This is a genomic window from Nonomuraea sp. SYSU D8015 (genome assembly GCF_008065375.1).
Classification (GTDB): Bacteria; Actinomycetota; Actinomycetes; order Streptosporangiales; family Streptosporangiaceae; genus Nonomuraea.
On the sequence record NZ_MU084032.1, the window covers coordinates 201,663 to 214,906 of the forward strand.

Annotated in this window: 15 protein-coding genes; 4 read left to right on the forward strand and 11 right to left on the reverse strand. The window is 68.5% G+C overall.

Annotation, left to right across the window (positions count from 1 at the left end; genetic code table 11):
• Positions 1–11: 11 nt before the first annotated feature.
• The 11 genes from ID574_RS00915 to ID574_RS00965 all read right to left on the reverse strand — a co-directional run bounded on the left by ID574_RS00915 (position 12) and on the right by ID574_RS00965 (position 8,331).
• A complete protein-coding gene (locus ID574_RS00915; protein WP_188186820.1) occupies positions 12–2,084 on the reverse strand; it encodes a hypothetical protein in 2,073 nt (690 codons plus the stop codon).
• 42 nt (positions 2,085–2,126) lie between these two features.
• The gene (locus ID574_RS00920; protein WP_188186821.1) at positions 2,127–3,326 is read right to left on the reverse strand and encodes a hypothetical protein; all 1,200 of its coding nucleotides are present in this window, start codon (positions 3,324–3,326) and stop codon (positions 2,127–2,129) included.
• Positions 3,323–3,829, reverse strand: a complete 507-nt coding sequence (locus tag ID574_RS00925) for a hypothetical protein (protein WP_188186822.1) — start codon at positions 3,827–3,829, stop codon at positions 3,323–3,325. The genes ID574_RS00920 and ID574_RS00925 overlap by 4 nt, the downstream gene beginning before the upstream one ends.
• Positions 3,830–3,841: 12 nt before the next feature.
• Positions 3,842–4,474, reverse strand: coding sequence for a hypothetical protein (locus tag ID574_RS00930; RefSeq protein ID WP_188186823.1), 633 nt, complete (start codon positions 4,472–4,474; stop codon positions 3,842–3,844).
• Positions 4,475–4,858: 384 nt separating this feature from the next.
• Complete coding sequence (locus ID574_RS00935) at positions 4,859–5,311, reverse strand: hypothetical protein (protein WP_188186824.1); 453 nt, start codon at positions 5,309–5,311, stop codon at positions 4,859–4,861.
• 118 nt (positions 5,312–5,429) lie between these two features.
• Entirely contained in the window at positions 5,430–6,719 is a 1,290-nt protein-coding gene (locus tag ID574_RS00940) for a hypothetical protein (protein WP_188186825.1), read from the reverse strand.
• A complete protein-coding gene (locus ID574_RS00945) occupies positions 6,719–6,940 on the reverse strand; it encodes a hypothetical protein (RefSeq protein WP_188186826.1) in 222 nt (73 codons plus the stop codon). Before ID574_RS00945 ends, ID574_RS00940 begins: the two co-directional genes overlap by 1 nt.
• Positions 6,940–7,479: a hypothetical protein gene (locus tag ID574_RS00950; protein ID WP_188186827.1), complete on the reverse strand. Its 540-nt coding sequence runs from the start codon at positions 7,477–7,479 to the stop codon at positions 6,940–6,942. Before ID574_RS00950 ends, ID574_RS00945 begins: the two co-directional genes overlap by 1 nt.
• On the reverse strand, positions 7,476–7,706 hold the full coding sequence (locus ID574_RS00955) for a hypothetical protein (protein WP_188186828.1): 231 nt from the start codon (positions 7,704–7,706) through the stop codon (positions 7,476–7,478). The genes ID574_RS00950 and ID574_RS00955 overlap by 4 nt, the downstream gene beginning before the upstream one ends.
• Complete coding sequence (locus ID574_RS00960; RefSeq protein WP_188186829.1) at positions 7,703–8,017, reverse strand: hypothetical protein; 315 nt, start codon at positions 8,015–8,017, stop codon at positions 7,703–7,705. The genes ID574_RS00955 and ID574_RS00960 overlap by 4 nt, the downstream gene beginning before the upstream one ends.
• Positions 8,014–8,331, reverse strand: coding sequence for a WhiB family transcriptional regulator (locus tag ID574_RS00965; protein WP_188186830.1), 318 nt, complete (start codon positions 8,329–8,331; stop codon positions 8,014–8,016). Before ID574_RS00965 ends, ID574_RS00960 begins: the two co-directional genes overlap by 4 nt.
• 567 nt (positions 8,332–8,898) lie before the next feature.
• Between ID574_RS00965 and ID574_RS00970 the strand changes: the two genes are divergently transcribed.
• The 4 genes from ID574_RS00970 to ID574_RS00985 all read left to right on the forward strand — a co-directional run bounded on the left by ID574_RS00970 (position 8,899) and on the right by ID574_RS00985 (position 12,810).
• Entirely contained in the window at positions 8,899–9,663 is a 765-nt protein-coding gene (locus ID574_RS00970) for a GntR family transcriptional regulator (protein ID WP_188186831.1), read from the forward strand.
• A gap of 185 nt (positions 9,664–9,848) precedes the next feature.
• Entirely contained in the window at positions 9,849–11,090 is a 1,242-nt protein-coding gene (locus tag ID574_RS00975; RefSeq protein WP_223166246.1) for an NsdA family TPR-like regulatory protein, read from the forward strand.
• A gap of 66 nt (positions 11,091–11,156) precedes the next feature.
• Positions 11,157–11,915, forward strand: a complete 759-nt coding sequence (locus ID574_RS00980; protein ID WP_188186832.1) for a GntR family transcriptional regulator — start codon at positions 11,157–11,159, stop codon at positions 11,913–11,915.
• 43 nt (positions 11,916–11,958) lie between these two features.
• Positions 11,959–12,810 carry a TRADD-N-associated membrane domain-containing protein gene (locus ID574_RS00985; protein ID WP_188186833.1) on the forward strand — a complete coding sequence of 284 codons (852 nt, stop codon included), beginning with the start codon at positions 11,959–11,961 and terminating at the stop codon, positions 12,808–12,810.
• The last annotated feature ends 434 nt before the right edge of the window (positions 12,811–13,244 follow it).

Sequence of the window (13,244 nt, forward strand, 5' to 3'; positions counted from 1 at the left end):
CCACATCCCGATCACGACGCCTCCTGGACCCACACGTACCGGTCGCTGTCGCCATCGACCGGTCGCGCTTCGCCCTTGGTTTCCAACGAGCGGACGGCCAGCAGCACGGCCATGGGCTGCATGCCGGTGGCCAGGTGCAGGTCCGTGACCGTCAGCCCGTGCTTCGCGCCCTTCAGCAGCGGCCTGATCGCGCTCTCGGCGGTGGCGAGTTCAGCGGGGGTGAGCTTCACGAAGTTGATCAGGTTGTGGAGGTCGGGACTTTCGAGCATGCTGTTGGCGTCGTCGCCGAGCTGCGGCGTGTCGTCGGGCAGCCCATCTGGGTCGAGGTCCTGATCCTCCTCGTCGTGGTCATTCGCGGCGGTCTGCGCGCTACCCGTGGTGGCGGCCTCGTTCGGATCTGCGGGCAGCCATCGCACGGGAGCAGGCTGTTCCCCACCTAGCACGGCGTGGAGGTTGTCCACGTCGCGGATGCGCATCATGACCGGCCGCATGGTGGCGCCCTTGACGTAACCGCAGCCTTTGGTGTGCCCGCCGCCGGGGAACCTCAGCTTGATCATGTGCGGGTAGACGTCCATGTACTGGCCGATGGTCTGCTGTGCGATGAGCGGACTGCCGTTGCGCAGGAGGATCACATTGCCTGCCATGAGCAGGCCCAGCATGTCGCCGCCGCCGAACGTGTCCACGTACGAGTTCTGGTCGATGATCCACGGGACGATGCCGCACTTCGACCCCTCGGCCAAGATGTCGTACACCATGGCGATCACATCAGGGTCGCGGATCTTGTGAAACTCGTCCAAGGCGAGCACGAGCATGTCGAGACCGTGCGCGCCGGGCCGCTCGTACGACTGAACTCCACGCCGTCTGTTGCCGTGCCGGTCGGTCCATTCGACGTTGACCAGCATGCGGCTGCGCCGCTGCATCTCCGTGTGGACGCGTTCCACCAGCGCCTCGATGCCGTCCAGGCCGAGCCCGACCCCGTTCTTCGGCAGGTACGGCAGCAGTTCAGGGCATGACTGTCCGTTCATCGGGTCGCCGTACAGCAGCCTGATCCGCTTGCCCCGGAACTCGCAGGCGGCCGACTTCAAGAGGGTGCTCTTGCCGGTGCGCTGTGCGCCGATGATCGTGACGGGCAGCGGGCCAGACCCGATCTCGAACAGCTGCAAGGCAGCATCGCCATGGGCGTCTGCGAACGGGCCGATCTCCCAGACGCCGGTCTCCATGTTGAGGCCCGGCTTGGTCCACCACTGGATGTCCTCGACGGCGAGTCGGTCGAGGAACGTCACGTCGGCCGCGTTCAGGACCTGGTCATCGGGTTCCTCGATCTGGACGCCGTCGATGGTGCGGCCAAAGTCGCCGCACACGCTGGGGCGCGCGGCGATGGCATCACTGGTGATCTGGCCTTTGAGGATGAGCCGGTAGCGAACGCCGCGGGCGCCGCCGTAGGTGAAGGGCGTTCGGTTGGTGAGCTCGGAGCCGGGCAGCGAGCCGCGATCCTTGGGACCGGGGTTGCCGGTGGTGGCGTTCCAGCGGATCACGTACGGGTCCGGTGCCTCCTGCTGCTGCGGTGCGGGCTGGGATGGCAGTGCTTGCCGTTTCGGCCGGTCTGGCACGTTGATGCGGGTCCGGTAGCGGTAGATGCGCGGAGTGATCGCGAGCCCGGCCCCGGCGAACATGAGGGTTTGCATCCAGCCGTCCGCGCCGGCCTCGGCCGCGAGGGTGAGCCACGCTCCGGCCGCGGCCCACCACAGGCGGGACGCGAGCCGCGTGCGCAGCTTCGGCAGCAGCGTCCGGACGAGGGCGGTCACGCCGTACGCGGCGGCTCCGCCGGCGGCGACCTGCCAGCCGGGCACGTCGAGGGCGTGCAGAAGGATGCCGCCTCCCCAGATGGCGGGGACGGTGGCGTGCGCGGGCCAGGTGTGGCGGAACCGGTGGGCGCGGTTCTTGAGTTCGCGCAGGTTCCAGGTGGAGGCGGTGGCGGCGGCCAGCCCTGACACGCTCTCCTGCTCCGGCTGTGGCGGAGGGGGGCTGGTCGGTGGCACCGGCCCGGCCTGGGGCTGCGGCGGTGCGGTGGGCGTGGCGGCCACGAGATAGTTCTCCTTCGAGGTCGGGCTGAGAAGAGTCAGGGGCTAGTTCTGGTACCAGCGCAGGTCAGCGACGGGTTCGACGGTCATCCTGCGGGCCTCGCGGGCCATCCCGCCGTGGTCGCGCTCCAGAGCACGGAGCGCATCCTTGAGGGAGGTGGGGACGCCGCCCGAGGCACGCACCAGTTCGGCGGTGTAGGTGACGACCTGGAACGCCGCTCTGGCTTCACGCTGGGCCTGCAAGACGGTGGTCGTGCACGCACGGATCACGTGGGCGCCGACCCGGTCGTGCTGGACGGCCTGGAGCTGGTTGATGGCGATGGCGAGCTTCACGCGGGAACGCTGGGCGTGCGCCAGAGCCATGCGGTGCATGTGCTGGGCGTTGCCGAGGTCGTTGAGGTTGGCCTTGCGGAAGCTGGCCAGCCACGCGTACAGGATCCGGTACCCGCCGGTCCTGAGCGCGCTCACGAGGCCGCTGACGGTGGGGACGCGGGCCATGGTGCGGCGGCCGACTGGCACGAGGTCCATGTCCACTCCTTGGAGTTCGACGGGGGCGATGATCTCGACGGGTTCGACAACTTCGGCGGTCACGGTGACTTCGGGCGGCGGGTCGGCGGGCTCGGCCGGGATGTGCTCGACCTGAACGTCGGCCCTGGCCGATGCGTCCAGGACGGGCAGGTCGGGCAGCTCCAGCGTGGGGAGCTGGCGGGGGTCGGGGATCGTGGCGAGCCAGTCCGGATCCACCTGGCCAAGCGCCGGCGGCCGGGCCAGCTCCGGCGGCAGCGGCGCGGGTTTGCTGCCGCCGAGCCAGTCCCGCACCCGGTCGAGCAGGCCCCGCTCGACCACGAGAACCCCGGCCGCCGGAGGCGCTGATGGCTCCGGCGGCGGTTCGGGTGCAGGCCGATCGACCCGGACCTCGACATCCCACGCGCTGAGGTCGGGCATGCCGTCCAGGTTGGTCGGTGGCGTCCAGTCGTCCTCGGGATCGGGAGCGGGCTTGGGGCGAGGAGGGTCGATCGCCTGCCGGTCACCGCCGCTGATCGTCTGCTTGATCCAGGTGAGCGCCACGTTGACGACGGTCTGGCGGGGCTGGTCCACCCGTTCGACGGTGACATCGTCCTGCTCCGCCTGCGGCTCGACTTGCTCGGGCTCGGGCTGCTCGCGGTCGCGGCCCACCACGCTGAAGAAGTAGATCGAGACCGGGATGAAGATCAGGCAGGTGACGATGATGGCCAGGATGCTCATCGGCGGTCCTGGGCGGAGATGAGCGCGGTCTGGGTCTGCTTGACCTGGTTGACCATTGTGTCGTGCACGTCCGCACCGAGGAACGCCCCGAGCATGATCATGACGATCTGCGGGCCGAAGATGCAGGCCAACAGAGTGCGCTTGTCGGGGATGCCGTCCTTGAGGTCAAGGATCACGCCCGCTACCAGCATGCCCGCCGTAACCGTGAGCACGATCGCCGCGAACACGAGGCTAACCGACAGCCACTCCCCGATGCTTGCCGACCAGCCGCCGACAAGGGTCAACATGCCCAGCAGACTGGACCCGAGCAGCGTGCACGCGGCCCACATGCCGAGCTTGCCGCGAGGCACCCCTCGGCCGCCCTGCGGAGCACCCTGGGCACCCTGCGGGACAGGGCCGCCGGCGGGGCCGTTCAGGGGCTTGCCCTTGTCCTTGCGGCGGAAGCGGCCCATGACCAGGCCGACGCCGAGCAGGAACGCGGATGCGAAGTCCCACCACTCCATGACGATGTCCTTTCACCTACTGAAGATCGATAGAAAGCCGGTGATGATCGGCCGCAGTAGCGACCAGAGGGGCGGCCACCAGAACGGGCCGGTAGCCGGGAGCACGTACAGGCCCAACGTGACCGGAAGCCGCGTGATCTTGAGGTTCGACCAGGCGACCGCCGACCAGATGCCGACCCATACGCGCGGGAAGCCATGCAGGGCATCCAGCGGCGGGAGCTGCGACCGGTACAGGCCGGGCAGCCCTTCGCGCCGGAACTTCCGCAGGCGGCGCCGATAGTCACCCGCGCCCAGCCACGCCATGCACGTGAAGAAGAAGCACCAAGGGAAGGCGACCCACGCGCCATGCAGGCGGCAGATGGCCCTCAGCAGGTCCGACTCGAACGGCACGTAGCTGCCGTCCTGGTGGTAGGCGCGCACGGTCGCCGTGGATGGGAGGCGCTGGGCGCCGAGCGCGGGCATCCGCGTCTCCAGCAGGTCCAGCCACGTGCGCCGGGAGCGCGCCCGAGCCGGCTGAGCGGTCGGCTCAGGCGCGACGGGAGGCTGGGCCACAGGCTCCTCCCCCACCGGCTGCTCGGTGACTCGCGTCGTTGCCTTGGCGCTGTCGTCCTGGAGGCCCTCGGGAGGTTCATACGTGAACGTCATGGCCTGCCTCTCCCATCTCCTCGGCGTTCAACCGCAGGGCGAAGTCCCGCGTCTGGCGCGCCAGGTCGTCGCCGAGATCCCGCGCTCGTCTCGGGTCTCGTCGGTACAGCGCGTGGAGTTCCGACACGAGGAAGCAGGCGGCTCGCCAGTACCTCCGCCACGGCATGGTCTCGGCGTTGATAAGGGCGACGTGCCGGTTTCGACGGTTCAGTGCTCGCTTGGACACCATCTCCCCTTGGCTACTGTGCGTGACGTGTGGTACGGTGCCCTCGCGCGCGCAACGCGCAACGGGCAACACACCTGCGCGTTGGAGCCCTCCAAAACCGGAGTTGAGAGTTTCCCCGGGCTTGATGCCCCACTGAGGGCGGTCACAGAGAGTCATATTCACGGCTGGCCTCCCAAGAACCGAGCAGCCTCGGTATCCCAGTCCACGACGGGCAGCGAGACCCCGGCCGGAGCGACGTCGGCGGCGGCCGACAGGTTGGGCAGCAGCCAGCCGACGTCCACCTTCACGAGCAGCACCGTCACCCGGCCGCCGTCTGCGGTGGCCTGGGACAGCTCCCACACCACGGACTCGCCCCCGGCCTGCGGGAACATGGCGAGCTGGAGCCCGCCGCCCAGGTCTGACCGCACGGTGCGGGTGCGGCCGGCGGCCAGGTCGGCGTGCGGGACGAGCAGCGTCCACCCATCCAGCAGCAGGGTCACGTGGCGGGGCTCGAGACCGGGGCCGTAGATGAGCTCGGCCACGAGGATGTTGTCGGGGTCGTCAGGGTCGTCGGCGGCTATGTCGCGGACGGGCAGGAACATGAAGCGGGTGACGATGTCGGTGGCGGCCATCACGCGTCCCCTTAATCGTTGGCGGTACCGCGTACGCGACACGTACGTGAAGTCGCGTACGTGCGTACGTGGTCGGTCGCGTACGTGCCGCGTACGCGGTTAGTGGTGGTCGCGTACGTCATTGCTGGCCGCCCTCGGACTTGCCCGCGTCGATGAGGTCACGCGCTTCACGTACGCGCTTATCCACCCAGGACGGGCTCTTACCGACGTACGCGGCCATGGTGGGCACCGTCGCCCAGACGCCGTGCTTCCACTCGCTGGTCGGGATGACCCGCACCAGCTCGGCGACGAAGGCCGTGCGCAACTTCGCGAGGCAACCGGTGCATCCGGCCGCGTGCACGTTCTCGTCGGGGTGGTCCGGGCAGCCGGGAGCGACGAACCGGTTGCCGTCGTCGTCCGCGTACGCGACAGGCGTACGTGACGGCATACGCGGTAGCTGACGTGGCGGCTTACGCGGGAGCGTACGTTGCGGCGTACGCGGAGGGTCGTTGTCGTCTTCGTCGTCCGTACGCGGCTGGCCGTCGCCGTCACGTACGTCCGTACGTGACTTCCCCCATGGCGCGGACGGGTCGGCGTCCACGAGCGCCGCCGTGTTGTAGAGGGCGGCGATCTGAGCCATCAGCGCATCCTGCCGAGCGGGGTCCACGGCGAGGCTGGTGTGTTCGACGGCGGCGTCCATCGCCTTGTCGAGACGAGCCAGCGCTGCCTGGATCTTGTTCTCCTTCGCGCCAGACTCGCGCAGCCGCTTCGCCTTCTTCGCGGCGAGCGCGACGCGGGTCAGCCGGCGGTGTGCGTCCACCTCCTGTGCGCTGCGGTCGCGGGTCTCGGCCAGGCCGATGCGGACGAGCAGCCGTTCGGGGGTGATCCGCCAGTGAATCTTGCCGGTGCCTCGGATGCGGTGGCGTTCGATGGCCATGCCGCGTTCCCACAGCCAGGCGGCGACCAGCGGCGCGGCGAGCCGGAACACCGCCTCCGGCACACTGCTCGCGTCCATGCTGGACAGCACGGCGGTCAGGCAGGTCAGCGCCCAAACCGCCAGGCCGTCGATCCCTGCGGAGAAGTTCTCGCGCATGTTGCGGCGGGCGCGGACGGCGCTGGTGACGATGCCGACCTCGATGAACGCGAACAGGAGCACCCGGAGCGGTCCGTCGAGCCCGAGCACGTCTTCCGAGAAGCGCCACATGCCCTGGGCGGACACGCCGGTCGCGATGGACGCGGCCACGATGGTCAGCACGTCCTCGACCGGGCGTGGGACGACGTACCGCTTGAACAGCCACGTGGCCGCACGCCAGCCGAGCACCAGCACGACGAACGACAGCGCGAGCCCGAACACGGCCAGCCCTGCGATGACGGCGGACTCGATCGGGTGCGCCACGATCCACGCGACCACGTCCATCACGAACTCCATCAGCGGGACACCTCCCAGGCGTCGGCCGTGTCGAGAGCGGGGCACTCGTCGATGGCGCGTACCTCGACCTCGCCGCGCCAGATCACGTGGATGGTCGCGCCGGAGTCGGGGTCGCGGTACAGCGAGCACGGTTCGCCATCGGCCGACATGTGGGTGCCGAGCGAGTTCTGGATGTCCTGGCACGGGTTGCCCTTGCTGTGGGCCAGATTGAAGAGGCTCATCAGCGGGCTCCCTTGCAGGTGGTGAGCTTGGCGACGATCCGCGTGGCGCGGGCCTCGTCGTCGGCGTAGGCGTACGGGTAGGCCGAGCGCTGGACGGCCTGAGCCGCTTCGGTGAGCGGCCTGGTGTCCCAGCGGCGAACCTTCAGCAGTCGGGCGTAGAACCGGCGCGCGGAGGCGGTGGCGTCGGTGCGGTTGTGGCCCCAGTGCGGGTGCTGCTGGAACACGCCGACCGCCCGGCCGCCGTCGCCGACCGCGCCCGCCTTCAGGTTCGACTCCTGGAGGGTGGTCGCGATGGCGATGACCTTCGCGCGCTCGCGCTTGTGCGCGGGCAGATCCAGATCGTTGCCGACCCGGATCACCGCCGCGGCGTTGGCCGCCTGCTCGACGGTCAGCCCGAGCTCCCGTCGGGCCTTCGTGCTGACCTGGCAGCTCGGCCCGGCCGAGCCGGCGCCCGCGTTCGCGAGCTTGTCGCAGCGGGAGGTGGTAGCCATGGGGAGAGCCGCGATGACCGCGGTGGCGAGGACCAATCGTGTGATCATCGGGTCGCCCTCCCCTGAGTCACGGCAGCCAGGCGAGCGCGGGTGTAGATGTAGGTGCGGTTGGGCTCGTCCCGCCAGCGGACCTTGACCATGCCGGTGTCGATGCAGTGGCCGACGATCCTGTACGGGCGGGCCAGCCGGTACGACGCGATGGCTCCCACGGTCGGGATGGCCAGCGTGACGAGCAGGCCGACGATCGGCAGGATCGTGTCGAGGGTGATGTTCACGCCGCACCCCCCTGGTGGGAGGTGACGTGCTGCTCGGCGTCGGCCAACGCCCCGGGCTCGTTCGTGGCGTGGCAGCCGGTGCAGCTCCACACGCCGTTGCTGTCCAGACTCGGGCAGTCGTCGGCGCGGGTCGCCGTCCAGGTGACGGTGGGGCCGACGTCTCCGCCGAGCGTGACAAAACGCTCGTGGTACGTGAGCTCAGAGTTGTCGGCGGACCTCATGAGGTGGCAGACGCTGCCGGGCATGCCCGGCGCGACGTCGTTGGTGTCGTGGCTGTCGATGTGAAGGCCACGATCAGCCTGGAGGATCATGCCGCCGCCCCCGCCTTCTCGGCGCGGGCCTTGCGCTCGGCCACGATCCGCCGGGCGACGGCCTCCACGATCGGGCGCCGCGAACGGTCGGACATGCCGCCGCGGGTGCCGCTGACGACGGAGTTGCGGGCGCGAGCGTCGATGGTTTCGCTCTTGTCGGCCAGGACGATCGCCTCGTCGATGATGGCGACGGTCCCGCACGCGGTCGTGATGGGGCAGCCCCGGCAGAGAGCGCGGGCCTCCTGCTGAGTGGCGCTCGTCCCACGGTGAGGGGTCGGACGCGCACGGCCGCTCAGGGTTGGAGAGCTTGGCAAGGCGGATGAGCCGCTCGTAGCGGAGCCGCATCTCCAGGGGCAGGCGCGGCTTGGGCGCGGGCCGGCGGTTCACGGCATCCGCGCGTGGTGCGATGATGGTGGACATCAGGTGGATCTCTTTTCGCGAGGAGAACCTGATAACGGCGGCCTCCGGTGGTGCAACACCGGGGGCCGTCTTGCGTTGGGGGCGGGTCCTGGTGGTGCAACATCAGGACCCGCTTGGTGCGGTGGAGCTACGGGTGCGCCGGGCGGTGCAACGCCGGGCGCACCCGTGTGGAGCTAGGGATTGTTCACGGATCGGCCTTCGCGTCCGCACATCCAGCACGTACGCGAGTGGTGCGCCTTCCAGGTGACTTGGCAGACAGTGCAGGCGAGATGCCCGAGCTGGAGACCAGTGGCGGCGTTGATCGTGGCGGTGAAGCCTGCCACCCCTATTCGATCAAGTCTAGGAATACGATCCACATTATTAGAGTGGATCCGTACCGCCCCTCCTGTCAAGAGAGAGAATCGCAAGACTAGACTTGTGGACCTGTAACTCACCCACCCACGGGAGACGCCACCACCACCATGGCCACGCAATACGGAAGAATCGCCGCCGACCTGCGTCGGCGCATCAAGCGCGGCGAATGGCCACCGGGCACGCCACTGCCCACCCAGACAGAGCTGTGCGAAGAGTACGACGTGGCCCGCGCCACCATGACCGCCGCCCTCAATCAGCTTCAAGGCGAACGCCTGATCACTGGAGTACGCGGCCAAGGCACCTTCGTCCTGGACTGGCGGCCCGTCCGCGTGCCTCTCTCTCGATACCGAGCCGTCCTCGAACCCGGCGGCCAGCTCGGACCATGGGAGACCGCCTGTCAGCAGGCAGGGGTCAACGGCTCCATGGTCACGATTGAGGTCGCGCACGAGCCCGCCGACGACGACGTCGCCGAAGCGCTCGGGCTGACCGCTGGCACCGACACCGTGGTACGCCGATCCCGGCACGCCACCTTGCAGGATCACACCTGCCAGATCCACACCGCCTACTACCCCGCCCAGCTTGTGGAGGGCACTCCGCTGGCCGGGGAGGCGAAAGTCGTCGGCGGCGTGTACGCGGCGATGCGAGCTGCGGGGATCATCCCGACGACGGCGGACGAGTCGCTGTCCGCCCGGCCGGCGACCGCCGAGGAAGCGGCCGAGTTGACCATGACGGTCGGCTCCCCCGTTCTGACGCTGGACCGGCTCACCCGCGACCAGGAGGGCCGCCGGGTGGAGTGGCTGCGCATGGTCATCGACCCGACCCGCGTAGCGATCGAGTACGACGGCCTGCCACTCACACGGCCCGGCGGATAAGGGACGCTGGAGGACTGACATGCGCGGGGAACGACTGCGGTCCATGCTCAGAGAATCGCCCCGCACCATGGCGCGTGCCTAGACGACAACCACGATGTCGTCTACTTGTCGTCCTCCATGATCTCGCTCGATGTTGCACATTGGGGTACAACACCATCTGGACTCCCCGCCACAGGAGGCACCACATGGACGACCGCCCCGCATGGGCACGGCGCATCCGCGCCGAGCGCCTCGCGCGAGGATGGACCCAGGACGAGGCCGTCCACGCTCTGGCCGCCCACACGACCGAGCAGCTCCCTGACTTCACGTCGCTGAAGAGGTCGTGGCAGCGGTGGGAGTCGGGCGAGACCCACCCTGATCACTTCTACGCGCCGCTCATCGCGGCCACGTTCGGCACGGTCACGCATGCGATGTTCCCCCTCGGGCCGCGCGACCACGGGCGTGACAAGTCAGTCGCCGAGCTGGACACGCTGGAGATCATCACTAGGTTGCGGGCCTCGACCGTGGACGACGCCACGATCGACGGGCTCCACATCACCGTGGACCAGCTCTGCTCGGACTACCCGCACCTGCCCGCCGGGCAGCTCCTCGTCGAGGGCCGACAGTGGCTCGCCCGGTTGACGACCCTGCTCGACCACCGGCTCACCCTCAAGCAGCACCGCGACGTCCTCAGCCTCGCCGGGTGGCTCGCGCTCCTGGTGGGCTGCGTCGAAGCCGACACCGGCGACGAGCGATCGGCCGAAGCGACCCGGCAGGCCGCGCTGTCGATGGGTCTCGAGGCCGAGAACGGCGGCATCCAGGGGTGGGCGCACGAGATGGCCGCGTGGTTCGCGCTCACCCGCGGCGACTACCGCAGCGTGATCGCCGCTTCTGACCGGGGCTTGGCCGTCGCCGGGGGTCTCGGGGTGGCGGTGCAGCTGTACGCGCAGAAGGCGAAGGCGTGGGCGCGGATCGGGGACCGCCGCCAGGTCGAGGTCGCGCTTGACGAGGGCCGCAAGGTCCTGGAGAGTCTGCCGGTGCCGGAAAACCTGGACAATCACTTCAACATCGACCCGTTGAAGTACGACTTCTACAGCATGGACGCCTACCGCATCCTCGGCGAGAACGAGCGTGCCGAGCTGTACGCGGGCGAGGTGATCCGCGCGCACACGAGCGCGGATGGTGAGGAGTTGGCGCCGATGCGGATCTCGGAGGCGCGGCTGACGCTCGGCGTGATCGCTGCCCGCCGTGGCGACATTGAGCAGGCGGTCGGGTACGGCCGACGCTCGCTCAAAGCCCAGCGGAGGTCTGTCCCTCACCTGATCATGTCGTCTCGGGAGCTAGTGCGTGCGGTGGGCCCCGAGCATGCCGACCGGCCGGAGGTGCGGGCGTACCTGGACGAGCTGCGCGACCTGACCAGCCACCAGGCCAAGGCCGTGTTGACCTGATCATGTAGCTGCGTGAGGTTGCGCAACCCGCTCGACATGCGCGTGTCCTACATATAACATGCCCGCATGGTCGAGAAGCCCGTTCCTCTCTACGTCCAGGCTGCCAACGATCTCCGCGCCAAGATCAAAAATGGTGTCTACCCGCCCGGCAGCGTCCTGCCATCCTCACCCGAGCTGCGCCAGCGCTACCTGATCGGCTCGGACGGCACCCTGAACCAGGTCTACAAGATCCTCAAGGCTGAGGGGCTGATCCGCCGCAACGCCGCCGTAGGCATGATCGTCCAAGACCCCAACCCACCGATCATGGACCTCATCCTGCACAACCCGCACGGCCACGGGCCGCTCCCCTGGTCCGAGTGCTGCAAGCTGGCCGGCCTGGACGGGCGGATGGTCACCGACGCCGTCCGCGACCCCGAGCCCGCCGACGCGGACGTGGCCGAGCTACTCGGGCTCGACGACGCCGCTCACGTCGTACAACGCGACCGGCACGCCACCATCGGCGAGCAGACCGTCCGCCTGGACGAGGCGTACTACCCGGCCGAGCTCGTGGAACGCACGCCGATCGCGACCGAGCGCAAGGTGCCGGGCGGAATCTACGCCACCCTCGCCGCAGCCGGCCACGCTCCCGCCGTGGTGGCTCGCCGGACGGTCGGGGCACGGCTCGCTTCGGAGGAGGAGGCGAAGCGGCTCAAGCTCGCGGCCGGGGCCTACGTGCTGACCGCCGACCAGGTCATCGCGGACGGGCGCGGCCGGGCGATCGAGCTGCTGCGGATCGTAGCCAACCCGGCGCGCGTCCAGTTCTCGGAAAAGAACATGTCCATGTAGTGGCCCTCGGGAGCAGAACGACACGATCGGACGTTGAGCTGGCATGAGCGACGCGAGCGGACCGGGCTATACAGCGAAAGCCGAGTACGCACTGCCGTTGATCCACCCGGATGCGATCCGCACCCGTGAAGAGTTCCATAACGCATTGCATAGGCTCTTTATGGCGGCTGGGGTGTCCGTTCCGAAGGTCGCAGAGCAGGCAGATCTAAGCCGGACGATCGTAGAGAATGCCATCATCGGTAGATACCTGCCTCCTGCGGAGCGCCTGATCCAAATCCTTCTTGCACTTGGCCTCCCTCCGACGCAGATCCCCGACTGGCTGGAGGCGCTCGCTCGGGCCCGAACTCAAGATCAACAACGACCCGCGTCTGGCACGACCGAGGCTGAACAGGCTGCTCGGCGCGACCTATCAGAGGCCGAGAATGAGCTCACCGCCACCGACGAGTTGACGCTGCCAGCGTTGTGGAAGGTCACTCACGCGCGGCTGGACTACTACCACCAGATCGCCACCGGACAGGCCCGCCAGTCGTTCCGCAACGCTCAGATTGCCATGGGAGTTGGGTTCGTTCTCTTGGTCGTCTTCGCGGTCCTGGCTCTCACCGCCCAGAGCACCCCGGGGGCTATCGTCACTGGTGCCCTGGGCGCGACGTCGGCGGCGTTCGCCGCCTACATCGGCCGCACGTTCGTCCGCTCTCAGGAGACCGCCGCCACCCACCTGCGCTCCTACTTCGATCAGCCGCTGGAGTTCTCGCGCTACCTGGCGGCCGAACGCCTCCTGAACAGCATCGAGCGACTGGAAACCGACCAGCGGGCCACCATCACCGCGGAGGTGCTGCGCGGTATGTTGCCTGCCCAGAGTGTTAACGGCGCGGAGAAAACTACCGATAGCAGTTGAGCTGAGCGACGAAACCAGGAGGCGTTGCAGGTGCTGCACGAGGTGATCGCCCCGCTGGCAGAGCATGTGAGCTGAGCGTCCTAGACGGGTTAACGAGCTTGAAGGCGTGATGTCGTCAGATTCAGACCGGTTACGGCGAGGCATCCGTCGATGACTTCGCGGCGGTATTGGAGTTGGCGAAGCCCTCGTCGAAGGACGCCGAGTAGGGATAGCAGTTGAGCTGAGCGACGAAACCAGGAGGCGTTGCAGGTGCTGCACGAGGTGATCGCCCCGCTGGCAGAGCATGTGAGCTGAGCGTCCTAGACGGGTTAACGAGCTTGAAGGCGTGATGTCGTCAGATTCAGACCGGTTACGGCGAGGCATCCGTCGATGACTTCGCGGCGGTATTGGAGTTGGCGAAGCCCTCGTCGAAGGACGCCGAGTAGGTGGTCTGG

Excerpts from the sequence above, each read along its gene's own strand:
- ID574_RS00920 (WP_188186821.1), bottom strand. The coding sequence starts at position 3,326 with ATGAGCATCCTGGCCATCATCGTCACCTGCCTGATCTTCATCCCGGTC.
- ID574_RS00925 (WP_188186822.1), bottom strand. The coding sequence starts at position 3,829 with ATGGAGTGGTGGGACTTCGCATCCGCGTTCCTGCTCGGCGTCGGCCTG.
- ID574_RS00930 (WP_188186823.1), bottom strand. The coding sequence starts at position 4,474 with ATGACGTTCACGTATGAACCTCCCGAGGGCCTCCAGGACGACAGCGCC.
- ID574_RS00935 (WP_188186824.1), bottom strand. The coding sequence starts at position 5,311 with ATGGCCGCCACCGACATCGTCACCCGCTTCATGTTCCTGCCCGTCCGC.
- ID574_RS00940 (WP_188186825.1), bottom strand. The coding sequence starts at position 6,719 with ATGGAGTTCGTGATGGACGTGGTCGCGTGGATCGTGGCGCACCCGATC.
- ID574_RS00945 (WP_188186826.1), bottom strand. The coding sequence starts at position 6,940 with ATGAGCCTCTTCAATCTGGCCCACAGCAAGGGCAACCCGTGCCAGGAC.
- ID574_RS00950 (WP_188186827.1), bottom strand. The coding sequence starts at position 7,479 with ATGATCACACGATTGGTCCTCGCCACCGCGGTCATCGCGGCTCTCCCC.
- ID574_RS00960 (WP_188186829.1), bottom strand. The coding sequence starts at position 8,017 with ATGATCCTCCAGGCTGATCGTGGCCTTCACATCGACAGCCACGACACC.
- ID574_RS00970 (WP_188186831.1), top strand. The coding sequence starts at position 8,899 with ATGGCCACGCAATACGGAAGAATCGCCGCCGACCTGCGTCGGCGCATC.
- ID574_RS00975 (WP_223166246.1), top strand. The coding sequence starts at position 9,849 with ATGGACGACCGCCCCGCATGGGCACGGCGCATCCGCGCCGAGCGCCTC.
- ID574_RS00980 (WP_188186832.1), top strand. The coding sequence starts at position 11,157 with ATGGTCGAGAAGCCCGTTCCTCTCTACGTCCAGGCTGCCAACGATCTC.
- ID574_RS00985 (WP_188186833.1), top strand. The coding sequence starts at position 11,959 with ATGAGCGACGCGAGCGGACCGGGCTATACAGCGAAAGCCGAGTACGCA.